This window comes from Sandarakinorhabdus sp. (assembly GCF_987265915.1).
In genome coordinates, this window is the sequence record NZ_OZ503948.1 from 1750132 (window position 1) to 1776731 (window position 26600).

A 26600-nucleotide genomic window follows, 5' to 3' on the forward strand; every position below is an offset into this window, starting at 1 on the left:
GCCATGGTGAATGGCCGTTAACAGCGTTGTGCGGCCGGTGACGACGGGCCGCCAGCACAAGGGACCAGACAGATGATCGATGGCATCAATGGCGGCGGCCCGATCCGCAGCCCCTTTACAGCGCGCAGTCAGCCAGCTGGCGAAACCGCCGCCAGCGACCCCGGCAAGCCGGTGCGCCGCATTGCGCCGGCCGCAACGGTGGCTGGCAGCATCGGCAACAGCGGCCTGATCAAGGAACTGGCCAGCGCGCCACCGGTGAACAGCGCCCGCGTCGCCCAGTTGCAGGCAGCGATCGCGGCCGGTCGTTATCCGATCGATGCCGATGCCATTGCCGGCGCCATGCTGGCGCTCGATCGCGGCCGGCCTTGATCATGGCGGGGGGCATCGACGATCTTGCCAGCGCCCTGGTCGACGCGATCCGCGCCGAACTGGCGGCGCTCGAATCCGAAGATGCCGACGCGATTCAAAGCGCCACGGCCGCCAAGACCGCTGCTTTGGCTGCGGTGGCGGCGGCGGTTGCGGGCGGTGCCGCGCCGCCGCGCCCGCTGCTCGAACAGGCGCGCGATCTCAACAGCGAAGCCATCTTGCGCAGCCGCGCCAAGCTGATCAGCGTCGAGCGCCGGCTGGCGGCCTTGCGCCCGCCCGGCGCGGCGTTGCGCCCGGCTGCGGTCACCTATGGCAGCGACGGCCGCTGGGCATGACCATCGCGCTCTCCCCAACGCCGGTGCGCAGCACCATCATCGCCGCTGTCGAACAGGCGGCGGCGCGTACCGGTGTGGATTTTTCCTATCTGCTCGCCAACGCCCGCGCCGAATCCGGGCTGAACCCCGTGGCCCGCGCCAGCACCTCGTCGGCCAGCGGCCTGTTCCAGTTCACTGATGCCACCTGGCTGGGCGTGGTCGCCCGCCATGGCGACAAGCATGGTCTCGGCTGGGCGGCCGACGCGCTGAGGAATGGCGCCAGCCGCGCCGTGAAGGACTCGATTTTGTCGCTGCGCCACAACGCCGAGGCTGCTGCTGCCATGGCCGGCGAGTTCACGCGCGACAACGCCGCCAAATTGGAGCAGTCGCTGGGCCGTGCCGCCGGCAGCGCCGATCTCTATCTCGCGGCTTTTCTGGGTGCCGGCGGTGCGATCCGGTTCCTCGGCGCGATGGCCGCCAACCCCGCCGCCGCCGCCGCCGGCCTGCTGCCCGCTGCGGCTGCCGCCAACCGCAGCATTTTTTTCCACAAGGATGGTTCAGCGCGCTCGCTGGGCGAGGTCCATGATGTCGTCGCCAGCCGCATCAACCGGCATATGGGCGGCAGCGGGGGCGGCAATCCGCTGCCGCCCGCCGGCCGCAGCCTGCCGGCAGCCGATCCGGCGCTCATGGCGTCGCGCGCGCAGATGGCCTATCTCGTGCTGGCGGCCATGCAATGAATCTTGCCGCCAGCCTGCCGGCGCAGTTGCGCGCCAACCTTACGGCCCGCACCGCGCTGATGCCGGCCGCCGTGTTGCTGCTGGTCGGCCTGATGGTGGTGCCGTTGCCGGCGCTGCTGCTCGATCTGTTCTTCGTCACCAACATCGCGGTTGCGCTGATTGTGCTGATGGTGGCGATCAACATCCGCCAGCCGCTGGATTTCTCCGCCTTTCCGACCGTATTGCTCTACGCGACGCTGCTGCGCCTCGCGCTCAATGTCGCCTCCACCCGCGTCGTGCTGGTGCACGGCCACGAAGGCACGGCGGCGGCCGGGCATGTGATTGAAAGCTTCGGCAATTTCCTGGTGAGCGGCGATTATGTCGTCGGCCTGTTCGTGTTCGGTGTGCTGATGATCATCAATCTGGTGGTGATCACCAAGGGCGCCGGCCGCGTCTCCGAAGTTGCGGCGCGCTTCACGCTCGATGCCTTGCCCGGCAAGCAGATGGCCATCGATGCCGATCTCAACGCCGGGCTGATCACCGCCGAAGACGCCCGCCTGCGCCGCGCCGAGGTGACCACCGAAGCCGATTTCCACGGCGCCATGGATGGCAGCAGCAAATTCGTGAAGGGCGATGCGGTTGCCGGCGTGCTGATCCTCGCCATCAACATCATCGGCGGGCTGATCCTCGGCACCGTCTCCCACGATCTGAGCCTTGCTGATGCGGCACGCACCTATCTGCTGCTCGCTGTCGGGGATGGCCTGGTGGCGCAGGTGCCGGCGCTGCTGCTGTCGATCGCGGCCGCCATGGTCGTCACGCGTGTCGGCAAGACGCAGGATCTCAGCCAGCAGGTGGGGGCGCAGCTTGGCCTCACCGCGCCATGGCTGCCGGTCGGGGTGATCTTGGCGCTGCTCGGCCTGCTGCCGGGCATGCCGCTGCTGATCGTGGCGCCGGCGGCCGGCGCGGCCTTCTGGCTGGCGCTGCGCAAACGCCCCGCCCCAGCGCCAGAAGCCGCCACCACCAGCCCTGACGCGCCCGACAGCAGCGCCCGCATCGATTGGGCCGATGTCGCCGATACCGCACCCGCCGCGCTCGATATCGGCTTTGCGCTGGTGCCGCTGGTCGATGCCGCCCGTGATGCCCCGTTGATGGCGCGGATCACGGCGGTGCGCCGGCAATTGTCGAAAAATCTCGGCTTTGTGTTGCCGCAGGTGCGGGTGCGCGACGATCTTGGCCTCGCGCCATTCCGCTATCGCATCACCCTGGCCGGCGTGGTGGTGGGTGAAGACGAGCTTTTCCCCGACGACATGCTCGCCATCGAAGCCGGCGCCATCGCCACGGTCATTCCGGGTCGCGAATGTGCCGATCCGGCCTTTGGCCTGCCGGCGCGCTGGATCGATCCAGCCGAAGCCGATCTGGCCGAGGCCGCCGGCTATACCGTCGTCGATCCTGCCGCCGTGGTCGGCACCCATCTCAACCAGCTGCTGTCGTTGCATGCCCACCGCTTGCTGGGGCAGGATGACACCCAAGCGCTGCTTGATACGCTGGCCGATACCGCGCCGGCGCTGGCCGGGGCGCTCACGCCGAAGTTAGTGTCAGTCGCGGTGGTCACCCAGGTTCTGCAACGCCTGCTCGAAGAAGGCATCGCCATCCGCGATCTGCGCTCCATCGCCGCCGCGCTGGTCGCGGTGGCCCCCAAGACGCAGGACCCGGCCGAACTTGCCGAACTGATCCGCCCGGCGCTCGGCCTGGCCCTGGTGCAGCAACTGGCCGGGGTGAAGGGCGCGCTGCTGGCGGTTGCGCTCGATCCCGGCCTGGAAGGCCTGCTGGTGCAGGCGGTGCGCGCCAATCCGGGCACCGCCCACCCGTTCGATCCGGCGCTCGTCACCCGCGTCGCCGAAGCGGCGGCCGCGGCCTGTGCGCCGCTGCTCGCCGATGGCCGGCGCTTTGCCATCGTCACCGTGCCGCAGATCCGCCGGCCGCTTTGGCAGATGCTGCGCGCGCGGCTGGCCGGCGTCGCCGTGCTCGCCTTTCCCGATATCCCCGATGACCGCGATGTGGAGGTTGCCGCAATCATCGGCGCGACCCCCGCCAAAGGAGACGCCTGATGGACGCCCGCCTTGGCCTTGATCCGGCGCTCTATGCGCCCGCCCGGTTGGCGCAAGTCGATCCCGAACGGTTGATCTCCAGCCATCTGGCGCTGGTGCGCCGCATCGCCTGGCATGTGCATGCCCGCGTGTCGTCGGCCATCGAGGTGGAGGATCTGGTGCAGATCGGCATGATCGCGCTGATCGAATCGGCGCGCAGCTTTGAAGATCGCGGCCACGCGGCGTTCGCCACCTATGCCAGCGTGCGGGTGCGCGGCGCGATGATCGATCATTTGCGCAAAGGTGCAACGCTGGTGCGATCGGCCATGCGCCGCAAGCGCGAATGGGGCCAGGTGCGCAGCCGGCTGGAAGGCCAATTGGGCCGCAGCGCCACCGATGCCGAAATGGCGCAAGCGCTGGAGATCAGCCTGTCCGATTACCGCGCCGGCCTGGCGCAAACCGTGGCAGCGCACACCGAAAGCATCGACGATGTCTATTCCGATCACAGCGACTGGTTTGCCAGCAACGATCCCGATGCCCATGATGTGCTGGAAAGCGACCGCCGCCGCCGCGCCATCGCCGGCGCCATCGCCTCCCTGCCCGAACGCGAGGCGCGCGTGCTGCAACTTTATTTCGTCGAGGAGCTGAATTTGGAGGAAATCGGCCAGGTGCTCGGCGTCGGCGCGGCGCGCATCTGCCAGATCAAGAAGGCCGCGCTGACAAAATTGCGCGGCACGCTCACGGGCTGGGCTGACGATTAGGGTGATTGCACCCGCCAGGGCAGGCTGGCACCCTGCCGGCCATGGATATGACCCGCCTGAAATCCCTGCTCTACCTGCCGGCCAACCGCGCCAGCGCCATTGCCAAGGCCCGCACCCTGGCCAGCGATGCGGTAATTCTCGATCTGGAAGACGCGGTGCAGCCTGATGCCAAGCCGGACGCCCGCGTGGCTGCGGTGGCGGCGGCGCTGGAAGGCGGCTGGGGTCATCGCGCGCTGTTCCTGCGCATCAACGGCGTTGGCACGCCGTGGCATGATGATGATCTGGTCGCGGCGCATGTCGATGGCTTTGCCGGCGTGGTGGCGCCCAAGATCGAAACCGCCGCAGAGGCCGCTGCCATCGTCGCCCATGCCGGCGGCCGGCCGCTGCTGGCGATGATCGAAACGCCCGGCGGTGTGCTGAATGCGCCAGCCATCGCTGCCGTGCCAGGCGTTGCCGGGCTGGTGGCGGGCTTGGCTGATCTGGCCAAGGCGCTGAACACCGGCGCCGATCCGGAGCGCCGGCCGCTGCTGTACGCCATGTCCGCCATGGTAATCGCCGCCAAGGCCGCCGGCATCGCGGTGTTCGATGGCGTCTGCACCGATGTGCGCAACGAAGAGCGCTTGCGCGCTGAAGCCGCGCAAGCGCGGATGCTCGGCTTTGATGGCAAGACGTTGATCCACCCCGGCCAGGTCGATCCCTGCAACGCCGTCTTCGCGCCCAGCGCTGCCGACATCGCCGAGGCAATGGCTCTGATCGCGGCCTATGAGGCCGCACTTGCCGAAGGCCGCGGCGTCGCCACCCACAAGGGCCAACTCGTCGAAGTGCTGCACGTGGCGCAGGCCAAGGCCATGCTGGCGCGTCTGTGATCAACTGCGGCCGATTTTCGCTTGGCAAACCCGGCCCGATTGCCTAACGCCGCAATCCGTCCCGGCTGCCGCGCCCGCGCAGCCGGACGCCTGCTGGGGCGTCGCCAAGCGGTAAGGCACCGGTTTTTGGTACCGGCATTCCCAGGTTCGAATCCTGGCGCCCCAGCCAACTTTCTTTCCGGGATATTGATAGCCAAGGACACTCGTTCCCAATTCGGGGGTGTGGCCGGGGCTCTGCTGCAATGGCGCATAGCGGCTCTCCTTGTGGCGGGAGGCGCTTCGGGGATCAGACGACGAGCCCCGATCTCATTGATCTTCAGGGAAGAACGGATGTTCGGGGCGGCAACTCGCGCGGAAAATACGAGGCCGTGAACTCATAAATACCATGCCCCGACACGGCCCGGAGCGACCCGGCACAGTCACGTGAGCGCCGTGGCGGTGGCAGAGCCACCGTCCAAGCGAAACGAGCGCCCAAGCGGCGTTTACGCGGCGTCCGCCGCTCCGCTCCGGGCCGCGTCGGCGGGCGATGACGGTGTATGGAATTTATGAGTTCACGGCCCAAAGCGTTGCAGCCAGGACCGAAAAACCAGCGTCGGGCGTGATGTCAGGCTCTACAGAACCGTACAGCACGTCGTCGACTCTTGCCGATCCCGACGCTGTCTGCACCGTGCCTCGCGCCCATGTTCAGATCTCGCCATGTTGGGATTGTGCGCACAGCAAGGCGCCAACGACCCCTGCGTCTTTTCCGAGTTCCGGCGCACAGACATAATCTGGCCGCAATATGCCGTCCGTTGCATAGCCACCCAATCGGGCGAGCATCTCGGCATGGGCCGCGCGAATGAGGCCCGGCGTCTGCCCGACCCCGCCACCCAGAACAATACGCTGGGGCGACAGGAGCAGAACCAGTTGTGCGCACAATTGGCCCAGATAGCCGGCGATCAACTGCTGTTCGGGTTCACCGGCGCCGGGGTCGCTCAGCGATCGGCCGAAACGCGCCATGATCGCCGGGCCTGCGGCCAGACCTTCGGCGCAGTCGCTATGAAAACGGCAGGTCGAAACGAAATCGTCGCCCGCTTGTCTTTCTAGTCGCAAATGGCCCATTTCCGGATGGAGCATGGCGGGCAAAGGCTGGCCCCGGCACATGATCGCGCCGCCAATGCCGGTTCCCACGGTCAGATACACGCCCAACGCGGCCTCCTGCAACGCGCCGAACCGTGCCTCTGCCAGACCAGCAGCGGCAACATCGGTCAGCAGGCGAACCGGGACGGCAAGTCCGTCCGAAAGCGCGGCGGCCAGATTGAAGCCGCTCCAGCCCGGCTTGTTGGTTTCCAGCAGATGTCCATAATGTGCCGCCGCCGGATCGAGGACAATCGGGCCGAAGGCGCCGACGCCCAGCGCGCTGATGGTCTCGGCCTGATTGCGAAAGAAGCTGACCAGCGCGTCAACCACACCGGCCGGGTCGATCGTCGGCATCGTGCAACGGGCAAGGATCGTCCCGTCGGCGCGGCCGACCGCTGCAACCACCTTGGTGCCGCCCAGTTCGATGCCACCGACAAACGCCTCAATGCTCACGGACAGCCTCGTTTTCCTGTTCTGCAATCACCCGGTTCACGATCGGCATGCCGAACAGAAGCAGGGCAACGGCAATCAAATAAAGCGCTGCCATGAAGGCAAATCCAGCGGCCAATCCCGTATACACAGCGATGGCCGGCAGGGCCACGGTCGTAATGCCGGCACCGATGAAGCCCAGCATGGTCAACAGCCCGGCGGCCGTCGCGCGCGCCTCGGGCGGCACCACATCATGCATGGCCGCGTAAATGCAGCCATCATAAAGCCCCTTGCCAAAGCTGGTGGCAAACAGCAGTGCCCCGACCAGGGGAGCGCTTTTCGCCAAGGGGAACGGCAACAGGAAAAGCGCCGCAAAAGCCAGTCCGACGGCGAGAATGGCAAAGCGCCCGGCCGCCATTCGGGTCGCAAGCTTGTCGGCAAGATAGCCGCCGACCAGAACGGAAATGAATCCGGCGGTCGTGATCATCACCGGGCCGACAAGGGCGCTGTCAGCCAGATTGAGCTTCAGCACGTCATGCGCATAGGTGTTGCACCAGTTCAGCACGGCGGACGATGCAGCCGTCGCCAGAAAGGCCACACCACACAGCAGCATGGCCGCAGGGTTGCGCAGGATCAGCCGAACCGGCTCGGTGCGCTTTTCCGGTGGCAACGGCCGTTCGCCTGGCACGTCATCGCGCAGAAACCTGAACAGGATGAAAAAGACGACGATACCGAACATCGCAAACAGGATGAAGGGCGCCGACCAGCCCTGGCTGTCAGCCAGCCGGCCCGCCGCCCAGCCACCGATGCCGCCGCCGGCAAAAACCGCCGTCTGGTGAACCGACAGCGCCCGGCTGCGTACCGCGGGCTGATGCCAGGCGCTGATCAGCGCCGTGGCGGTGGGATAATAGGTGGATTCGCCGACCGCAACGAAGGAACGCATCGCCAGCAGCATGGCAAATCCGGTGGCCAGCGGCATCAGGCCCGTCGCGATGCTCCAGAAGACCAGACCAAAGATGATCATGTTCCGTCGCCGCACGCTGTCGCCGACGCGGCCAAACAGAAAGGCCGACACGGCGTAGAGCCAGAAGAACGACGCATCCACGATGCCAAGCTGAACGTCGGTGATACCGAATTCGACCCGCAACAGGGGCTTGACCGAATTCAGGATCGATCGATCGGCGGCGTTCAGGAAGGACACCATCCAGAGCAGACCGACCAGCACCCAAGGGTAGGCGGCGGATGCAGGCTTCTTGCCCAGCTCATGCACAAGCGCGATCCTCCCCACACCAGGCCAGCCACATCGCGGCCGTCCAGGAAAAGTCCGGCCCGCCGGAACCCTCCCCGGTTTCCGGACTGAAACTCTCGTAAAAGCCCGACAACGCGATCAGTTGCGCGGAATCGCTGCGGATGCGGTCGGCCCAATCGCTCTGGCCTTGCTCCGCAAGGCCCTGTGCCACCATGTAGCTGACCACCAGCCAGACGGGGCCACGCCAGTAACGGCGATGGTCATAGGCGCGGCTGCCGGCCTCCAGACTGGGCAGCAGATAGCATGCGCTGGCGGTCAGCCGTTCAAGCGACGCCAGCATCCGGCTGCGCTGCTGCGCGCAGCCGACATCGGCATAAAAAGCCAGGAAGCTGGCATTGGTGATCAGGCCGGAGCTTTCGCCGGTGGTGGCATCGCGTGAGCAATAGGCGCCGACGTCCTCATTCCACAGCCAGTCCATGCCCTGTTCCGACAAGGCGATCCGTTCCGACAGCTCCTTGACCACGGCATCATCGCCGACAGCGGCGGCCAGCACCGCGAGATCGCGGTTTGCGCGCAGCAATTCCATCGACATGCCGACATCCACCATGCGGAACGGGCCGGCATCGGCAATCCTGCGATGATCCCACCCACAGGCGCGGCCGAACTGCAGGATGGCGACATAGCGATCATATTCAACCTGTTGCGGGCGCATCGCCGCGTCCACATGGCCGGTATCCCGCCGCGTATAGGCGCCCACATTCGCCGTATCCACCCTGGCGAGGGCATCGTCCCATTCGCTCGAATTGTCCCGGCCGGTTTCCCAATTGTGCGTGACCATCACCAGTCCGTTGGACAGCGGGTCGCGATAGGTGTGGAACCAGCGGTGGCTGTTCAGCGCGGCCGCATACAGCGCGCGCATCCGCGGATGCCCCGGATCGCTGCCATCCTGTTCCCACAGTTTTCGCACGATGGTAGCGAGGACCGGCGGCTGCGTGATCCCCGATGTCGGCGGAGTCTTTCCGGTCGCCCAGACGGAGGGTCCCGGAAAATAGCCGTCATCGTCCTTGTGGAACACGATGTGCGGGATCATGCCATCGTCCCACTGCGCGCTGACCAGCGTCTCGATCTCCTGCCAGGCGCGGTCCTGGTCGAACGTGGCGAAGCCCAGCGCCACAAAGGCGGAATCCCAGTTCCACTGAAACGGGTACAGGCCCGGCGTCGGGACGGTGTAGCCGCCGCGATCGTTGTGGCGAAGGATCTGGCGTGCGCGTTCGTCAAGGCCCGGGTCACGACGCATCAATCCGCTCCCACTGCGATCATTCTAATGTCGTTGACATTGGTGCGGGTCGGCCCGGTGAAGATCAAGCCGCCGGCTTCCCTGAACAGGTCGTAACTGCTGTTGGTTTGCAGCGCGATCGCGCAGCGCGCGGCCGTGGCTCGGCAATCGGCATCGAAATAGCCACCGGCATTGTCTTCGCTGCCATCAATCCCGTCGCTGTCGCCGGCAAGGGCGGCAATGTCCAGGCCTGGCGGCAGCGCCGCCATCAGCGCCGCAAGATATTCGAGATTGGGGCCGCCGCGGCCGCCGGCATTGCGCACCCTGACCGTCAATTCGCCGCCCGACACCAGCAGGTGACGGCCCGGAATCCCGGCATGTTGCGCGGCAACAGCGGCGTGCGCGTGGCCGGTCTCCGCCGCGTCGCCGCGCAGGGCGCCGCCCAGATCGACGACGTTCCAACGGTCGTTTGCCGCAAGGCCGGAAATGGCCTTGAGCGCATCGTCATTGGTCGCAATGATACGAACCGGGTGTGCCGCCATTGGCGGCTTGCGATTGGCGTGGATGGCCCGGGCCAGGTCCGGCGTCACCGGCCAGCCGGCGTCTTCCAGGATCGACAGCGCCCGTTCCGGCGCATGCGGACCAGAAATGCTCGGGCCGGATGCCACGATCGCCGGATCATCGCCGGCCACATCGGAAATGACGTAGGTGAACAATCGTGCCCCCTTCGCGCCCGCGACGGCCGCCAGACCGCCACCCTTGATCGCGGACAAGTGGCGACGCACGAGATTGATCGCCTCGATCGGCACGCCGGATAGCACCAGATGGCGATTGATGGCCTGTTTTGTGGCGAAATCGATGCCCGCGGCCGGCGCGCACAGCAGCGCGGAACCGCCGCCGGAGGCGAGGAAGATCACATGGTCGTCGGCCCCGGCCTGCGCGGCATGATCGAGCAGGCGCCTGCCCGCCGACAGGCTGTGCGCATCGGGTGCGGGATGGCCGGCCTCGATCACGTCGATATCGGGGATCGGGTCCGGGACCCCGTGGCCATGACGCGTCACGACAGCGCCTGTCACCACGCCGCCAAGCTGCTCGCGCGCTACCGCCGCCATAGCTGCCGCGGCCTTGCCATAACCCAGGACGATCGTTCGTCCATCTGGGGTCATTCCAGGCGGTGCCGTCGACAACCGGTCTGCCAGCATGGCCGCAGGCAATGTGCGGCGCGCGCTGGCCGCGGCCACGCCGGCCAGGAAATAGCCGGTCAGCTGTTCTTTGCGCGCGCTGACCAAGATTGCCCCCGCAGTTCCAGTGACATCCGCGCCGCCCTCGTCGAAGGCGGCGCGGACATTTCAGATGTTGCGCCCGATCAGAAGTCGAACGTCAGGCGGGCAACGGCGCGGCGTGGCAGGATCGGGCGGCCATTGAAATATACGCCGGAACCGCCGGCCTGAATGGCCCCAAGGCGCGAGTTCCCTTCGGAAATGCCCTGCGAATTGAGCAGGTTCCAGACAGCCACGCTGAAACGCAACCGGTTGCCCGCACCAAGATTGTCGAGGACGTAACCCGCCTCGGCCCGCCAGATGCCATAACCGAAGAGCGGCACATTGTTGGTCGAGTCGGCGAAGGTCTTGCTCTGGTAGTTCCAGAACAGCGCGGCACTGAACCCGCTCTTGTCAACCTGGGCGCCAAGGTTGACGAGGATCGGCGAGAGGCGCTCCGGCCGCTTGCCCAGCACCGCCAGCGTCGGATTGGCGTTGGTAGGGCTGTTCCCGACGAACTTCGAATCCTGGTAGGTGAAGTTGCCGGTCAGGTTCAGGAAGTCCGTAGGCCGATAGGTCAGGTCCATTTCGACACCATAGGCATCGGTCTCGGTCAGCAGCAGCTGGGGCGTGAGGTTGGCACCGACAAAGGCCACCGATGTCCGCTTGCGCAGGCCCGTGTAGAACAGGGCGGCATAACCCTGCACCTTGTCGTTGCGGAACTTCACGCCGGCTTCGGCCTGATAGACGGGTTCAGGCTCGAAAAAGACGATGTCGCGTGCAGCGGAGTTCAGCTGCACGTTCGTGCCCTGGGCCTGCGGGAAGAAATAGCCGGCCGAGGCGTTGGCATAGATGTTGACCTGGTCGGTCAGCTTGTACAGGCCGCCTACGGAGAAGGCCGTCCCGGTTGTCGAAGCCTTGCCGTTGCGGAACGTCCCCGTGCCGAACACCATCGTGTTGATCGGCGCGCCCACAACCGGATTGGTTGCCAGCGTACCCGGGCGGCTGGCGGTCACTTCGATCTGGTTCTGGATGGTCGCCTCTTCGATGCGCATGCCGAAGTCAAATGCCCAGCGATCGCCTTCCATCTGGTCGGCGATGTAAATGGCCCGCTTGAAGGCACTGCGGGTTTCCTGGGTATAGGCCGACGGCGCCTGGATGATGCCGTTGACCGTATATTGCTGGCCGCCGATGGTGAGGTTGACCAGGGTCGGGTTGTTGATGAACTGCCCCAGATATTGCATCGTGCGCTGGTTGTTCTCGGCCTCGGCCCGCGAAATGAAGCCGCCCACCGTGATCGTGTGGTTGATGCTGCCGGTGGAGAGCGTCTTGATCAGATTGACTTCCATCGTGGCATCGGTCGTCGGCCGCTGCCGCTCGTTATAGGCATTGGCGTACAACAGATGGCCCGACGGCAACACCGCGCCGGTTTCGACATCGGTGAACACGGCCTGTGCCAGCGTCGCTGTCGGGGCGACACGGGTCAGGAACTGCGTCTGCGTTTCGGGCGCCGCCGGGCCGATCCCGTTGTTGAAGAAGTTGGATGAACTGCCGAAGCGCGCCCATTTGGCCTTGGCATTGAAGCGCCAGCCATCACCGAACGACTTGTCCAGCACGGCAGCGAATGAGCCGCCCTTGGTCTGGAATTGGTCGGCCGAGCGGAATTCGGTCGATCCTTCCGGCGTGGTCACCCGAATGCCGTCGGTGGCGCTGGAATTGGTCGTGAAGACGATGTTGCCGTCATTGCCCGTCAGGCGCTTGCGGGTCGTGCCATCGAGGGGCACGGCGAGATAGAAGTTCGCACGGTCATCGATGTAGTTGGCAAAGACGGTGAACGAGCCGCTGCCGTCGGAAAACTCGTGCTTCACGTTGCCGCGCAGGGAAAAGCCCTCTGTGGTCAAGCCCGTATCGATGGGGCCGTCATCGGTGCGGTAAAAACCGGAAAGCGCGATGAAGGTGTTTTCGGCCAGCGGACCCTGATAGGCAAAGTCGGCGCGGTAACGGTTGTTGCCGGCGACTTCGAGCTGGAAGGTCCCATGCGGATCGGCTGTGCCGGTCTTGCTGATATAATTGATGATGCCGGCGGTGGAACTGACGCCGAACAGGTTGGATACGCCGCCCTTCACGAATTCCAGGCGATCGATGCCAAGATCGTTGCGCGCGAAGAAATCGAACGCCGACGAGTTCAGGCCGAAGGCGCTGAGCACGGTGATGCCATCATAGTTGATCGGGGTGAATTCGAACTGCGAGCCACCCGGCAAGCCGCGCACCCGGAAGTTGGTGGCAACTTCACCGCCGCCGCCTTCTGCCTTCAGGCCAGGCAATTGCTGCAGCATGTCCGCCTGGCTGCCCGAACCGGCGAAGATCCGCAGTTCCTGCTGGCTCACGATGGCAATCGACAAGGGCGTGTTCTGGGCACTTCGGCGCGTGCTGGTGCCGGTAACGACAATCTCGTTGTCTTCGGCGGTGTCATCGCCGGCAACCTGAACAGCTGCTTCGGCTTTCTTTTCGGTCGTTGCGGTTGTGGCCTGCGCCAGTGCCGCAACCGGGACAAGCGCCAGCAACGAGACGCCGGCCAACGCCGAACCCAAGATCATTCTCATGAGATTCTCCCCTCTCCCCGATGGCACTTGTTTCTGCCATTCCTCATCAAACTTTAGAGGCGGGCAAACGGTAATACAACCCACAAAAGGTTTTAAAGAGAGTTTTAAACCCCGTTGCCGGAGCGGGGGCAAACTGCCAGAAGGTGGACGAGTTGGCGAAATGAAGGTAAATTCTGTTTTGTTTCAACCCTCTGACACCGCATCCAGGATCCTCGGCTTCGTCTTGCGTTCGCCCGGAACGACGCAGCCAGACATCGTCACGGCAACGGGATTCTCACAGCAGACCGTGTCGCGGCTGGTCAACGACCTGGTGGCGCGCGGTGCACTGCGGCTGGGGCCGCGCCAGGCGAGTGGTCGCCGGGGGCAGCCAAGGGTGGAAATCGAAATCCATCCCGAGCACGCCTATTCGCTGGGCGTGGCCCTGATGACTGATGCCATGTCGGTGCTGCTGATGGATTTCGCCGGCAATGTCGTTTCCTATGATTGCCTCGACATGCCGGACATGAGCCGCAAGGCCGTGTTTTCGCGGCTGAAGCAGGTCACCGGGCGCCTGCTGGCTGACCATAGGGTCGCGGTGGGGCGGCTTTGCGGCGTTGGTGTCGGCATTTCCGGTTACTGTCTTGATGGCAAGTCGCGCTACAACCCGCCGCAAGCGCTGGATGATTGGGCGATGGTGCCGATCGATGCCCTGTTCCATGATGCGCTGGGCCTGCCGGCGTGGGTGGAAAACGATGGCAACGCCGCCGCCATCGGCGAAAGCTTTCTGGGGGCTGGCCGGTCTTATTCGAATTTCGTCTATGTCTTTGTGGACGCCGGCATCGGTGGCGGCGTCATCATCGATCATCGGCTGCTGCGCGGTGTCAACGGCAATGGCGGGGAACTGGGCTTGATCCTGCCGCGCCACATCCAGCTGCCGACTCTGGAGGCGCTGTTCGACACCATCACCAGCCATGGCATTGAACTGCGAAGCATTTCGGACATGCTGGCCCGGTTCGACATGGGCTGGCCCGGGCTGGACAACTGGGTCGACACGTCCCGGCAATCCCTGTCGTTCATTGCCTCCTCGATCGCCGCGATCCTCGACAGCGAGGCCATCGTTCTGGGTGGCCGCCTGCCACCGGCGCTGGCCGAACTGATCATTCCGGTCATCGAACTGTTCGACGATGCCCGGCGGCAGGAACCACGCCCCTTGCCCAAGATCGTGCGTTCCCAGACCAGCGTGGACGCCTGCGCCATCGGATCGGCCATGCTTCCGCTGGAAAAATGCTTCTTCTCATCGATGCTCTGACGGTTCGTTCAGCCATCCCACGCAAGAAAGTGCAGGATCCGGTCGGAAGCCCCATTGTACGCTTCATGCTGAAAATCGGGATAGACGAGCATCGTCTTGGCCGCCGTGATCCGGTTGTAGGCGGCAAATTGCGTTGATGGCGGGCACACCGTGTCCATGAGGCCGGTGACAAACAGCGTTTCCCCCCTGATCCGCGCGGCCAGATGCTGCAAATCGATATAGCCCAAACGCGTCCACACTGCGTCGGCATCGCTGTGCAGCGGGTCGAACCTGCGAAAATAATAACCCAGTTCCTCGTAGGCGTCCTTCAACAGATCGAGCTGCCAGACGCGCTTGAAATCGCACAGGAAGGGGCATTGGGCAGCGACCTTGGCGATCCGCGGTTCAAGCGCCGCACAGGCGAGGCTCAAACCGCCGCCCTGGCTGAAGCCGGTCGCCGACACCCGCGTCTCGTCAACTTGGTCGTGCGCCATCATCAATTGGGTCAGGCGCACTGCATCGAGATAGACGCCGCGATAATAGAGATGCTCCGGATCGTCGGCCAGACCCCGGATGACATGGCCGCGCCAGGTCGTTCCCGATCGCGTGCCGGGGTCTTCCGATTGTCCGGCCTGGCCGCGGCAATCCAGCGCTGCAACGGCCCAGCCCATGGCCACATAAGGCAGGAGATCGGCCCATTCCCCGGAATGGCCGGAATAGCCGTGAAAGCGGATCACCGCCGGAACCGGGTCTGCCGCGTTGTGCGGCAGGATGACCTTGGCATGGATCCGCGCGCCGCCAATGCCATCGAAATAAAGGTGGAAACATGCCCCGGCCGGCGTTTGAAACGCCGCCGGAACAAAGCTCGCATTGGCCGGCACCAGGCGCAGTTGTTCGATCGCGGTGGCCCAATAGGAATCGAAATCTTCGGGGCGCGGGTTTATGCCCGTATACAACTCAAGCTCGTGCAGCGGCAGGTCAAAACGCGAGGGCATGTGGGCGTTGCCCTTTCTTACGCGGCGTCGAGATTGGTTTCGTCGATACCTGCCAACATCATCCCCTGGCCACGCGATTTGTGCCGGTCCACAATCGGCTTGTCGGTCGGGTCTTTCAGTTGCACCAGCAGGGTAGTGCGTGCCGTGTCTGACACATTCGGCCCCGAACCGTGGATCAACAGATATTTGAAGAACACCACGTCGCCGGCGCGGGCCGGCAAGGCCAGCCCATCCTCCAGGGGATATCCCTCGACATGCCGGTCCTCACCGATCGGCGTCAGCGGCCCCAGGCGGTGCGACCCGGGCACAACCCGGAGGCAGCCGCGCTCCAGCGGCGCATCGTCAAAGTGGAAGATGGCAGCGACGAGACTATCCTTCTCATGCGGAAAATAGGGATAATCCTGGTGCATCGGAAAGGGTGATCCCTGTTCCGGCGGCTTCACGAACATCTTGCAATGATGCAACTGCACATTGGGCCCGATCAGGGATTGCGCGGCTTCGGTGAAACGCGGGTCGAGCAGCAGGCGCGCAAACGCTGCCGAGTGGAATTGCACATTGTGGCAATGGGTGATGCGGGTCGGCTGCGCTTTCACACTGGCCCAGGTTGCATCCGGATGTCCCAGACGATCGGCCAGCGCATGCGCCTCTGCCCGCAAGGCGGCCGCTTCCCCGGGCGACAGCAGGCCGCGCACAAGAAGATAGCCATCCTCTTCAAACGACTGGATTTGTTCGGTGGTCAGGGGCAAGGCTCGTCTCCCGCAAATGTCACGATCATGAAATGACCGACCGATCGCAATCGGTACGCTTCAAGGTCGGGAAGCGATTGTTGCGCATGGCCACGTTGGACGCAATGGCCCGTAAAGCGCAGTTGGCGCAGGGACCGCCCGCGGCCCGGGGTTGCACGTCATCGCACGCCAGACCGATCGCAGCTGGCGCGAAGACGGGAGCTCTGACCCGGCAGCCCGGTGTGAAGGCCGAATCTTTGGGGCCGAACATGGCATCAGCTGGCCAAAGCAGACGCCGTGACATGGCGATTGGCTTGCGCGGGGAAGGCCGGGTCGCTGGCCTGCCGACGTAAACGCCCAGGGGGCCGAAGCAGGTCGCGACTCTGGCGCTGAGCAAGGTTGCGGCCCTGCCGCCTGCAGGGTCAATCACAGGCGGCAGGGCTCGCGCCGGCTGGGGTGCCGGATGGCTGGGCCAGCGGCGGTGTCGGAAAGGGATGGGCGTCAGTGTGGTTCCGGCACCCGTCGCCCCGCGTCCTGGGTCGATGGCCACCTTGTCATCCTGTCGCCCGCCGCCACCGGCCGCTGGCCTGATGTGGGCATCCAGGCAGGGCGATGTGGGTCCTCATCGCACGCCCGGGTTGTTCCCCCGCATCATTCTTCTGGCTCTTGTGGCAATGCCAAGGGTTATCTGCCCTTTCGCATTGCCAAGCCATTCCTTCGAACCGGTGAGCAAACCCGAAAGCGGCTGACCGGTCACGATTGGGCCAGGTGCGCCGCCGTCGGCAATGCCGACAGCCCGATCCTGGGCCAGATCACGCTGGAATGGTCTTGCGACCAACTCCTTGAAAAATCTTTAGCCCATGCCGCAGCGCCGGTCATCCCGGCTGCCGTGACGTTGCCGTGAAAAATGCGTGACTTCGCTGGCTGGCCCATATTAACCAGACGTAGGGCAAGGCATGGAGAGACATGTGCAACAGGGCGATGACACGGATGATCATGCCGATACCCGCCCATCCGGCGACGGCAGCGGCCATCGGGGCGCGCATCCGCGCGTGCGGATCGGCCTGCATGGGCCGTTCCGCATGCTCGATGCGGCCGGCAACCGCATCGAACTGCCCAGCCGCAAGGGCATGGCGCTGATCGCCATGCTCGCGCTTGTCCCCCGCCACGAACATACGCGCGATTGGCTGCGGCGCATGCTGTGGGCCAGGGTGGACGAGGAACAGGCCCAGGCCTCGCTGCGCAAGGAATTGTCACGCCTGCGCCAACGGCTGGAATCGGTGGCGCCGGATCTCGTGCAAGCCCGGGGCCGCCGCGTGTGGCTTGATGCGGCGGCCTATGATCTGCTGCCGGCCGAACCGGGGCAGATGCTGCTGGAAGGGCTGGATATTCCGGGCGCAGATCAGTTTGCGGAATGGGTCGCGCAGCAGCGCGCCGATGCCCCGCACCGCCAGCCGGACGGTTTTTCGGCACCGCGCGCTGCCGCCAGCCTGGCGGTGTTGCCGTTCACCAACGACAGTGGCGATGCCGCGGCGGATTATCTGGCGGCCGGCATCGGGGACGAACTTGCCGGCCGCATCGCGCAGCTGCGCTGGTTGAAGGTGATCGGTTCGGGCGCCAGCTTCCCCATCGATGGCTCCGAATCGGCGCTCGATGCCGGGCGGCGATTGGGGGCGGCCTTCGTGTTTGGCGGGCGCCTGCGCAAATTGGGCAGCGGCTGGCAACTGGCCGGGCGGCTGATCGATACCAGCGATGGCAGCTTGCTGTGCGCGCCCAGCCTGGATCTGGACAATCCGCAGGAAAGCAACGCTTTTCTGCCGATCATCGATCAACTGGTGGCGATGCTGGCCGAGCAACTGGATGATGCCGAACGCAGCCGGGCGGCGACCTTGCCGGCTGATGCGCTGGCGGTGAATGATCTGATCTGGCGCGGCCGCTGGTATCAGAACCGGCTGGCGCTGCCTGATCTGGACAAGGCAGCCAGTTATTTCGATCAGGCCCGGACCGCGGCGCCGCTGTCGGCCAATGCCGCCATCGAATGGGCGCAGAATTTCGGCTATCGGCTGTGGAGCCGCCGCGCCGGCACCGACGAGATCGCCGCCTTTGGCGATGCGGCGCGGCGCGCGGTGGAGCTCGATCGCCGCGATGGCCGTGCCCATATGCTGGTTGGCATCGCCGAAATGTGGCAGCGCCACATGGAGCCGGCCGAAACCTGGCTGCGCCAGGCCGTCGATCTCAGCCCCAGCCTGGCGATGGCGCATGAACAATTGGGCACACTGCATAATTTGGCGGGGCGGCCGGCGGTGGCGGTGGACTGGCTGGACACGGCGCTGCGCCTGTCGCCGCATGATTTCCACCGCTTCTATCGCCACTCCGAACTGGCCCTGGCGATGCTGTTGCAGGGCGAGTGGGAGGCCGCGCAGCGCCATGCCGCCATCGCGACGGCCTTGCAGCCCGGCTATTGGCACGCGCATGTGATCGTCATCAACGCCCTGTGGCGCAGCGGTGATGATGCCGGCGCCGCCGCCGCGCTGACCGCGCTGAAGGCAGGACGGCCAAGCTTCAAGATCGGCCATATCGACTGGATTCCGTTCCGCAACACAGTTTGGAACGATTGGTTGAAGGAACCGCTGGCGGCGTTGCAATCGGGATAGGGGCGTTTTGGTGGCATGGCGGGATTTCGGGTAAAATATCCGGTGGCAGACGAGCCGGACGATTGGCATCTCGCCGGGCAGGATCTGGCGCAGGTCGATTTCCGGCTGGAGCGGCTGGCGCCCGGCACCGGCTTTGTGGCGCGCTTCAAATCCTGGCTGTTCGCACTGGCGCTATGCCTGTTCAAGATTGTCGCTGGCCGCCTTGGCAAGCTGAAACTGTTCGGCGTCACCATCTTTGCCCGCCACGCCAATGTCACTGCGGTGCTCGGCGATCCCGCCACCTATCCGGTGCCGTTCGGTGCCGAAATGCGGTTGCTGGCGCATGGTCCGCCCGGCACTGGTGATCACTCGGCGCTGCGCCCGGCATTCATGCTCGGCACCGAAGGCGAAGATCATGGCGGCCAGCGCGCCTTTGTGCTGGCCGCCATGCAGCAAGGCGCAGCGAGGAACGCGCGCTTTGCCGCCGATACCAGCGCCCTCACCGCAGCGCTGGTGGCGAACAGCGATGGCCAGATCGATGTGATGCGCGACGTGTTTGCCCGTGTCATCACGCAAACCGGCGCGGACTGGCTGGGCCTGGCGCCGCCCGACATCGATGCCTATTCCGACTGGACGCAGGCGATGTCGGCGATGCTGTTCGGTGAAGTGCTGGGCGATCCCACCACCCGTGATCTGGCCCAGCATGCCGGCTGGCGGCTGCGCGCCCTGATCGATGCCCAGATTGCCGCCTGCGTGGCCGAACTGGCGCCGCTGGCCGACCAACAGCGCGCCGACATTGCCGCTGCGCGCGGCCTGATCTGGGCGCTGGTGTCTGCAAAGATGGCCGGTGAAGCCAGCCTGGCTCCGGCCGATCATGCCCTGATCCGTGCCATCCTCACCGGGCTGGCGATCGGGTTGGGGCCGACCACCGCGCTGGCCGGTGGCAAGGCGTTCGAATGGCTGCTGCGCCATCCGGCGGCGTTCGATGCGGCGCGCACGGCCGCGACCGACGGGAACCGCGATGGCCTGCGCCGCATCGCGCTGGAAGCCGCGCGCATGGCCCCGGCGCTCGATCCCGGCCAGTTCCGCATGGGTCCCGATGGCCCCGTGCTGGCCGCCACCGCCATCGCCATGCACGATGGTGCCAAATGGCGGCAGCCCGGCCAGTTCAACCCCGATCGCTGGATCGGCATCGAACAAGCCGGCAATCTGATGTTCGGGTACGGTGTCCACAGCTGCATCAGCCAGCATATGGCCATCGATCAGCTCACCCGCATCTTCGCCGTGCTGTTCGCGCTGCCCGGCCTGGCGCGCGCGCCGGGGGCTGCCGGCAAATTGCAGATGGCCGGGCCGTTCCCGCGCCGGCTGGAGGTGCGCTTTGGCGCGGCACAGCCCGCTGGCCCGGCAACCCACAGCATGATGACTCTGAACGTGCCGGTATTGCAGGGCGTGTCGCCTGCCGATGCGCCGGCGGCGCTCACGGCGCTGGAGGATGATCTGCTCGGGCTGGGCAATCCGGCCGGGCCGCTGATGCGGGCGTGGCTGGACGATGCCGCCATCGTGCATTTCCTGTCGATCAATGCGCTGGATGTCGGCACGCCGGCGGCGCCCGATCTGCGCCTGCTGATCGAGATCAGCGCCGATGGCCCGCCCGAAGCCGCGCTCGACATGATTTTTGGGCTTGCCCCGGCCGAGGTGACGGCGCTGCTGGCACGGGTCAGCCGCTGGGATGGCGGGTCGCCGTTGCCGGCGTTCCTCAACCGCCACCGGCTGGATGTGCGGCCGCGCGCCTGGGGCGCCACCGGCCTGCTTTATGATGGCTCGCCCGGCTTCACCATGGCGGCCAAGCGCGCCCGCGATGAACTGGCGGATTTCGCCCGCAAGGCGCTGGATGATTGGCAGCAGCATTGCGCCGGGGCCATGCAGCCGCCGCTGGCCGCGCTGGCGCATGTGCGCGGCCTGCTGAATGGCAGCATCACGCCGCCGCCGCACCTCGCCGCCGCCGCTGCGCGGTTGCGTCCAATGCTGTATGTGCCGGGCCGGCAGCGGCTGAACTTCGTCGATTTCCGTTTTCCCAGTCTGTGGGGCGGCCTGCTCGCCTATCTCGGCAGCCCGGCCGGCCGCTGGATCGTGGTGGTGGCGCTGCTGCCGGCGTTGGTGTTCGGTATCCTGGCCTGGGCCGCGCTGGCCGGGGACATTTCGCGCGGCCGGCTGCTCATTGCGCTCAGCACCGGTGTCGTGATGACGCTGGGACTTTGGCTTGGGCTGGGCCTGCGCGCCTATCTGCTGGTCCGCAAACTCGAAACCGCCGACGCGCCCGACACGCGCGACCCCGATCTGGTGCGCCGGCTGCGCATAACGCAACGCGAAAATCCGCCCGGCCACGAACAGAGCCACATCATTTCGGCCAGCGATTTCAAGCCCGGCATCTTGCGCCGGCTCACCTTCGCCTTCGCCATGTGGGGCATCGGCGTGTTCGCCCGCCATTACACCCGCCCCGGCTTCATCCTGTCGATGGGCACCATCCATTTCGCGCGCTGGCTGCGGCTGCCCGATGCCGAAAAGCTGATCTTTTTCAGCAACTATGATGGCACCTGGGAATCCTATCTCGAAGATTTCATCACCAAGGCCCACCCCGGCCAGACCGCGGCGTGGAGCCATGGCATCGGCTTTCCGCCCACCGTGGGCCTGATCGGCGAAGGCGCGAAGAACGGCGACCTGTTCAAGCGCTGGGTCCGCCGCCAGCAACAGCTCACCGGCTGCTGGTACAGCGCGCTGCCGCACCTGACGCTTGATCGCATCCGCGCCCAGGCGCTGATCCACCACGGGCTGGCCCGTGCCAGCGATGCCGCCGCTGCGCGCGATTGGCTCGATCTGCTGGGCGCCTTGCCGCGCCCGGCCGCCACGGTGGACACTGCGCAGGTGCAAAGCCTGGTGTTCCGCAGCCTCGGCAGCTTGCAGCACGGCGCGCATATCTTTCTGAATTTCCCTGACAATGCCCCCGGCAAGGCCCAAAACAATGCGCTTTCCCGCATCCTCGCCGGCGAAGGCGCGTTGCCGCCGGTGGTCTTTGGCGATCTGCCGTCCGGTTCGGCACGGATCGGCGGCGCGGCGGCCATCGCGCTGTCACCCGCCGGCCTGGCCCGCCTCGGTCTGCCAGGGCCTGACAGCGCGCAAGGGCTGGCCAGCTTCCCGCTTGCCTTCATGGCCGGCATGCCGGCGCGGGCTGACATCTTGGGTGATACCGGCCCGTGGCGGCCACCGGGCAGCGGGCAACCGGGCCTAGCCGCCTATGATCGCTGCGATGCCGTGCTGATGCTGGTGGCGCAAACCCCGCAGGATGTGGCCGCCGCCCTCACGGTGCTGGGCGACATCGTCACCATCGTCAATTCCGTCATCACTGGCCCCACCAGCACAGCGCCCGATGGCCAGCCCGGCCTCGATCATGATCATTTCGGCTTTCGCGACGGCATTTCACAACCGGCCATCCGCGGCACCGGCGATTGGCGCGATCGGCCGGCGCGTGACCATCTGGCGCCGGGGGAATTCCTGCTCGGCCACCCGGCCAGCGCTGGCTATACCGCGCCGCCGCTGCGCCTGGCCGCTGAACAGGATCCCGCCGGCCTGCTGCCCGGCACGGCCGAACCGGCGCGGCCCTATCCGGATTTCACCGCCAGCGGGGGATTCCGTGATTTCGGCCGCAATGGCAGTTTCCTGGTGGTGCGCCGCCTGAAGCAGGATGTCGCCGGCTTTCACGCTGGCACGGCGGCGGCGGCCGGTGATCTCGTCGCGCGCTGCCCGCATCTGCCCGCCGCGCTGCACCAGACCATCGATGGCGCGTGGTTGCAGGCGCGCATCATCGGCCGCTGGCCCGATGGCACGCCGGTGATCGATCGGGCCGGCGCCACCGGTCACAGCGGCGCGCGCAACGATTTTTCCTTCGGCGTCGAAGACCCACAGGGCCTGGCCTGCCCGCTGGGCGCCCACATCCGCCGCGCCAACCCGCGCGACAGCCTTGATCCGACCGATCCGCTGGCCTGGGATCTGTCCAATCGCCACCGCATCATCCGCCGTGGCCGGCCGTTCGATACGGGCACGGAAAAGGGCCTGATGTTCACCGCCATCTGCGCCGATATCGAACGCCAGTTCGAATTCGTGCAGCAGCGCTGGCTGCTGGGCCGGAGCTTCCACGGCCTGCCTGGCGAAGTCGATCCGCTGTTGGGGCAGGGCGATTTCACCCTGCCCACCGCCATCGGCCCGGTGCGGGTGCATGGCCTCAGCAACTGGGTGGAAATGCAGGGTGGCGGTTATTTCTTCTTGGCCGGCCGCGCTGCGCTGCAATGGCTGGCGCAGGCGCGCGTTACCGGCTGACCGGTCGCATGCCCGGCGATCCAGCCTCGCAAAAACGCGCAGGCGTCGCAGGGTTCCCCGTTGGGGTGCTTGGCGTTACACGGCGCGCACAGCATCAGGGGGATCATCATGACCGGCCGTTTTCTCACCACCCACGTCGGCAGCCTGCCGCGCGCCAGTGATCTGCTGGATCAGATCATCGCCCGGGAAGAGGGCGCCACGGTGGACGAAGCCGCGCTTGCCACCCGCATCGAACAGGCCGTGGCCTATGTGGTCGGCAAACAGGCCGCCGCCGGCATCGACATCATCAACGATGGCGAACAGTCAAAGCCGAGCTATGCCACCTATATCAAGGATCGCCTCACCGGCTTTGGCGGTAGCGGCACCAGCTATGTGTTTCAGGACATAGAGGATTTCCCCGGCGTCAAGCAGCGCATCTTTGGCGACGAGGGCCGCAAGCACCGCAAGACCCCGGCCTGCAACGCGCCGATCACCGTGAAGGACATGGAAGCGGTGAAGCATGATGCCGCCAATCTGAACAGCGCGCTTGCCGCCCATCCGGGTGCCCAAGCCTTCATGTCGGCCGCTTCGCCCGGCGTCACTGCGCTGTTCTTCCGCAACGATTATTACGCCAACGACGAAGACTATGTGATGGCCTTGGCCGAAGGGCTGCGCCATGAATATGAAGCCATCGTGGAGGCGGGCATCCTGTTGCAGGTCGATTGCCCCGATCTCGCCATGGGCCGCCACACGCAGTTTCGTGACCTCGATCTGTCCGGCTTTCGCGACCACATGGCGCTCAACATCGCGGCGCTCAATCACGCCACCCGCAACATCGCGCCGGAAGCAATGCGGATGCACCTGTGCTGGGGCAATTACCCCGGCCCGCACCATTGCGACGTGCCGTTGCAGGATATCATCGATCTGATCTGGCAGGCCCGCCCGCACGCCATCCAGTTCGAAGCCGCCAACCCGCGCCACGCCCATGAATTCGCCATCTTCGAATCCGTGAAGCTGCCCGACGGCAAGAAGCTGATCCCCGGTGTTGTCGAATGCCAGAGCCCCTATATCGAACACCCCGGCCTGATCGCCCAACGCATCGCCCGCTATGCCCACCTCGTCGGGCGGGACAATGTGCAGGCTGGCATTGATTGCGGCTTTTCGATCCACGCCGGTTCGGGCGGCGTGGACCCGGACGTGGTGTGGGCCAAGATGGCCGCGATGGCCGAAGGCGCGGCGATTGCAAGCAAGCAGTTCTGGCCCTGAATATTCACCTCTCCCCCTGGGGAGAGGTCGAGAGACGCCGCCGGCGGTCCGGGAGAGGGGGAGCGCCCCTCAGCTCCTCTCACGCCCCGTCATAGGCAATCGCCGCCGCCGCCGCACCTGACATGATGAACCCGATCGGGCGGGTGGTTTCTTCCTGCAGATGCCCGATCAGGCTGGCGGTGCGGGCGAGCAGCGAGATGCCCTTCAGGGCGGCGAGTGGGAAGCCGACATCGAGCATTACGGCGGGAATGGCGCCGTTGACGTTGATCGGCAAGGATCGGCCGATGGCGGCGGGCAGGGCGGCCTGGATGGCGCGCAGGGCGGCGATGTGCGGGCCTTCGATGCCGTGTTCGGCTGCCAGCCGCAGCAGCAGATTGGCGCGCGGGTCGCCATCGCTGTGCTGCGGGTGGCCAAAGCCGGGGATGGCCTGTTTGGTAGCCCGCAACCGCGTGATCTCGGCGGCCGGGTCGCCGCTGGCGACCACCTGGGCGAGGAAGCGCCCCGCGACTTCGGCAGAGCCGAGGACGACGCTGCCGCAGCCGAGCAGGCCCGCGGCCACGGCGCCGTGGAAGGCTTCGGGGGCGGCGGCATAGGTCATGCGTGCGGCGACCACCGATGGCACCAGGCCATGTTCGGCAATGGCGCACAGCACGGCATTGGCGAAGAATTTCTGGGTGTCAGTTGGCGCCTGGCCGGTGACGAGCAGCCAGAAATAGCTGGTGAAATCAGTGTTGCCGATGATCTCGCCGGTCAGGTCGCGGCCGCGCACGGTGATGCTGTGCGCGTCGGATGTGCAGATGGCGGTCAAGGGGGCATCTTGCTTGCCGATACGCATGAACAGGGCTCCTGAGAAATTCGCAAATCGAACTTGCCTTCGATATGCGAAAAGACTAACGACGGCAAGTCTGACAGGGCGCTCCGTATTCGGGCTGGGGTGCACAAGGGGCGCCCTGTCGGCAGCCGGCGCTTCGGGCAGGCTGTGCTGGCCCGGTGAAGGATGTTTCCAACCGGAATCTGGCGGTTTCCAACAGGCTGAACGGTGGTTTTTGGGGCGCATTGGTGCAGCAAACCGCCGCATACAACATCAGAAGCCGCACATTGGCGGGCCGAAACGGTGATTTTGTGGCGCAGGAGGACGGGTGATGCAGGATCAGACGCAAGCACTGCCGAATACGTTACCTTTGACTGGCGTGACGGTGCTGGAAATGGGCACGTTCATCACCGGGCCATGCGCCGGAATGCTGCTGGCCGATCTGGGCGCGCGGGTGATCAAGGTGGAGCAGCCGGGCACCGGCGATCCGTTCCGCGCCTACAAGGGCACGCTTTATTCCCCGCATTTTCAAACCTATAACCGCAACAAACAATCGATCACGCTCGATACGCGCCTGCCCGATGATCTGGCCGCCTTCGATGATCTGGTGCGCGGCGCCGACGTGTTCATCCAGAATTTCCGGCCCGGCGTGGCGAAGAAACTGGGTGTGGATTGGGAACGGCTGCACGGCCTGAACCCTGCCCTTGTTTATGCAAGCATTTCCGGTTTCGGCAGCAGCGGGCCTGATGCGGCGCGGCCGGCGTTCGACACGGTGGCGCAAGCGGCCAGCGGTTTCTTGCGGTTGCTGGTCAATCCGCAGCATCCGCGCGTGGTCGGCCCGGCGATCGGCGATGCGATGACCGGGTTCTATACGGCGCAGGGCGTGCTGGCGGCGCTGTATCAGCGGCAGCAGACCGGGCAGGCCAAGGGAAAAGGACGCCTGGTGGAAACATCGATGTTCGAAGCGATGTGCCATTTCAACCTCGATGATTTCACACATCTTTTCGCCGCCGATCAGGTTATGGACGCCTATTCCCGGCCGCACGTGTCGCAATCCTATGTGTTCCAGTGCAGCGATGGCCTGTGGCTGGCCCTGCACATGAGTTCGCCGCCGAAATTCTGGGAGAATCTCAGTGTGGCGGTGGAGCAACCCGACATGCTGGCGCTGCCAGCCTTTGCCACGCGCGACAGCCGCATCGCCCATTATGACGATGTGGTGGCGCACCTGGCACCGCTGTTCGCGGCCCGCCCGCGCGCCGATTGGCTGGCACGGCTGCGCGCGCTGGAGGTGCCATCGTCTGCGGTCGCCACCAGCGCCGAAGTGCTTGAAAATGATCAGGCAAAGCATCTGCAGTTGGAGGTATCGGCACCGGGGCCGCTGGGCGAATTCCGCACCATCCGCTCCCCGCTCAGCTTCGATGGGCAGCGCAGCCTGAACGTCACCGCGCCGCCGCTGTTGGGGCAGGACAATGCCACGATCCTGGGGCGATAATGCAGGGTTGGGCGAC

Annotated in this window: 20 protein-coding genes and 1 tRNA gene; 13 read left to right on the forward strand and 8 right to left on the reverse strand. The window is 65.6% G+C overall.

What is annotated here, in order from left to right; translation table 11 throughout:
- Nucleotides 1-72: 72 nt before the first annotated feature.
- The 7 genes from flgM (at nucleotide 73) to AC6UUM_RS08545 (ending at nucleotide 5279) form a co-directional block, all read left to right on the forward strand.
- Complete coding sequence (gene flgM / locus AC6UUM_RS08515; RefSeq protein WP_500801858.1) at nucleotides 73-369, forward strand: flagellar biosynthesis anti-sigma factor FlgM; 297 nt, start codon at nucleotides 73-75, stop codon at nucleotides 367-369.
- Nucleotides 366-701, forward strand: coding sequence for a hypothetical protein (locus AC6UUM_RS08520; protein ID WP_500801859.1), 336 nt, complete (start codon nucleotides 366-368; stop codon nucleotides 699-701). The genes flgM and AC6UUM_RS08520 overlap by 4 nt, the downstream gene beginning before the upstream one ends.
- A complete protein-coding gene (locus AC6UUM_RS08525; RefSeq protein WP_500801860.1) occupies nucleotides 698-1417 on the forward strand; it encodes a transglycosylase SLT domain-containing protein in 720 nt (239 codons plus the stop codon). Before AC6UUM_RS08520 ends, AC6UUM_RS08525 begins: the two co-directional genes overlap by 4 nt.
- Nucleotides 1414-3504 carry a flagellar biosynthesis protein FlhA gene (gene flhA, locus AC6UUM_RS08530; protein ID WP_500801861.1) on the forward strand — a complete coding sequence of 697 codons (2091 nt, stop codon included), beginning with the start codon at nucleotides 1414-1416 and terminating at the stop codon, nucleotides 3502-3504. Before AC6UUM_RS08525 ends, flhA begins: the two co-directional genes overlap by 4 nt.
- Nucleotides 3504-4244, forward strand: a complete 741-nt coding sequence (locus tag AC6UUM_RS08535; protein ID WP_500801862.1) for a sigma-70 family RNA polymerase sigma factor — start codon at nucleotides 3504-3506, stop codon at nucleotides 4242-4244. The genes flhA and AC6UUM_RS08535 overlap by 1 nt, the downstream gene beginning before the upstream one ends.
- 41 nt (nucleotides 4245-4285) lie before the next feature.
- The gene (locus AC6UUM_RS08540; RefSeq protein WP_500801863.1) at nucleotides 4286-5110 is read left to right on the forward strand and encodes an HpcH/HpaI aldolase/citrate lyase family protein; all 825 of its coding nucleotides are present in this window, start codon (nucleotides 4286-4288) and stop codon (nucleotides 5108-5110) included.
- Between the two features lie 94 nt (nucleotides 5111-5204).
- Nucleotides 5205-5279, forward strand: a tRNA-Gln gene (locus AC6UUM_RS08545).
- A 515-nt stretch (nucleotides 5280-5794) separates the two neighbouring features.
- Here the strand turns inward: AC6UUM_RS08545 and AC6UUM_RS08550 are convergent.
- The 5 genes from AC6UUM_RS08550 to AC6UUM_RS08570 form a co-directional block, all read right to left on the reverse strand.
- The gene (locus tag AC6UUM_RS08550; protein ID WP_500801864.1) at nucleotides 5795-6682 is read right to left on the reverse strand and encodes an ROK family protein; all 888 of its coding nucleotides are present in this window, start codon (nucleotides 6680-6682) and stop codon (nucleotides 5795-5797) included.
- Nucleotides 6672-7928, reverse strand: coding sequence for an MFS transporter (locus AC6UUM_RS08555; RefSeq protein ID WP_500801865.1), 1257 nt, complete (start codon nucleotides 7926-7928; stop codon nucleotides 6672-6674). Before AC6UUM_RS08555 ends, AC6UUM_RS08550 begins: the two co-directional genes overlap by 11 nt.
- The gene (locus AC6UUM_RS08560; RefSeq protein ID WP_500801866.1) at nucleotides 7921-9204 is read right to left on the reverse strand and encodes an MGH1-like glycoside hydrolase domain-containing protein; all 1284 of its coding nucleotides are present in this window, start codon (nucleotides 9202-9204) and stop codon (nucleotides 7921-7923) included. Before AC6UUM_RS08560 ends, AC6UUM_RS08555 begins: the two co-directional genes overlap by 8 nt.
- The gene (locus tag AC6UUM_RS08565; protein ID WP_500801867.1) at nucleotides 9204-10472 is read right to left on the reverse strand and encodes a glycerate kinase type-2 family protein; all 1269 of its coding nucleotides are present in this window, start codon (nucleotides 10470-10472) and stop codon (nucleotides 9204-9206) included. Before AC6UUM_RS08565 ends, AC6UUM_RS08560 begins: the two co-directional genes overlap by 1 nt.
- Nucleotides 10473-10549: 77 nt before the next feature.
- Nucleotides 10550-13072 (reverse strand): TonB-dependent receptor, encoded by a 2523-nt coding sequence (locus AC6UUM_RS08570; RefSeq protein ID WP_500801868.1) that lies wholly within the window; start codon nucleotides 13070-13072, stop codon nucleotides 10550-10552.
- A gap of 133 nt (nucleotides 13073-13205) precedes the next feature.
- Between AC6UUM_RS08570 and AC6UUM_RS08575 the strand changes: the two genes are divergently transcribed.
- Entirely contained in the window at nucleotides 13206-14333 is a 1128-nt protein-coding gene (locus tag AC6UUM_RS08575; RefSeq protein ID WP_500801869.1) for an ROK family transcriptional regulator, read from the forward strand.
- An 8-nt stretch (nucleotides 14334-14341) separates the two neighbouring features.
- Here the strand turns inward: AC6UUM_RS08575 and AC6UUM_RS08580 are convergent, their stop codons facing one another.
- Nucleotides 14342-15307 (reverse strand): alpha/beta fold hydrolase, encoded by a 966-nt coding sequence (locus AC6UUM_RS08580; RefSeq protein ID WP_500801870.1) that lies wholly within the window; start codon nucleotides 15305-15307, stop codon nucleotides 14342-14344.
- A gap of 17 nt (nucleotides 15308-15324) precedes the next feature.
- Nucleotides 15325-16053, reverse strand: a complete 729-nt coding sequence (locus AC6UUM_RS08585; protein WP_500801871.1) for a phytanoyl-CoA dioxygenase family protein — start codon at nucleotides 16051-16053, stop codon at nucleotides 15325-15327.
- A gap of 947 nt (nucleotides 16054-17000) precedes the next feature.
- Here AC6UUM_RS08585 and AC6UUM_RS08590 point away from each other — a divergent pair.
- From AC6UUM_RS08590 to AC6UUM_RS08600, 3 genes are all read left to right on the forward strand, one after another.
- Nucleotides 17001-18686 (forward strand): hypothetical protein, encoded by a 1686-nt coding sequence (locus tag AC6UUM_RS08590; protein WP_500801872.1) that lies wholly within the window; start codon nucleotides 17001-17003, stop codon nucleotides 18684-18686.
- Between the two features lie 15 nt (nucleotides 18687-18701).
- Entirely contained in the window at nucleotides 18702-23036 is a 4335-nt protein-coding gene (locus AC6UUM_RS08595; RefSeq protein ID WP_500801873.1) for a hypothetical protein, read from the forward strand.
- Nucleotides 23037-23144: 108 nt separating this feature from the next.
- Nucleotides 23145-24281 (forward strand): cobalamin-independent methionine synthase II family protein, encoded by a 1137-nt coding sequence (locus AC6UUM_RS08600; RefSeq protein ID WP_500801874.1) that lies wholly within the window; start codon nucleotides 23145-23147, stop codon nucleotides 24279-24281.
- 79 nt (nucleotides 24282-24360) lie between these two features.
- Here AC6UUM_RS08600 and AC6UUM_RS08605 read toward each other — a convergent pair whose 3' ends face one another.
- Nucleotides 24361-25116: a citryl-CoA lyase gene (locus AC6UUM_RS08605; RefSeq protein WP_500801875.1), complete on the reverse strand. Its 756-nt coding sequence runs from the start codon at nucleotides 25114-25116 to the stop codon at nucleotides 24361-24363.
- Nucleotides 25117-25271: 155 nt separating this feature from the next.
- On the opposite strand from AC6UUM_RS08605, the gene AC6UUM_RS08610 reads away from it, so the two are divergent.
- The gene (locus tag AC6UUM_RS08610) at nucleotides 25272-25424 is read left to right on the forward strand and encodes a hypothetical protein (protein WP_500801876.1); all 153 of its coding nucleotides are present in this window, start codon (nucleotides 25272-25274) and stop codon (nucleotides 25422-25424) included.
- Nucleotides 25425-25471: 47 nt separating this feature from the next.
- Nucleotides 25472-26584 (forward strand): CaiB/BaiF CoA transferase family protein, encoded by a 1113-nt coding sequence (locus AC6UUM_RS08615; RefSeq protein ID WP_500801877.1) that lies wholly within the window; start codon nucleotides 25472-25474, stop codon nucleotides 26582-26584.
- The last annotated feature ends 16 nt before the right edge of the window (nucleotides 26585-26600 follow it).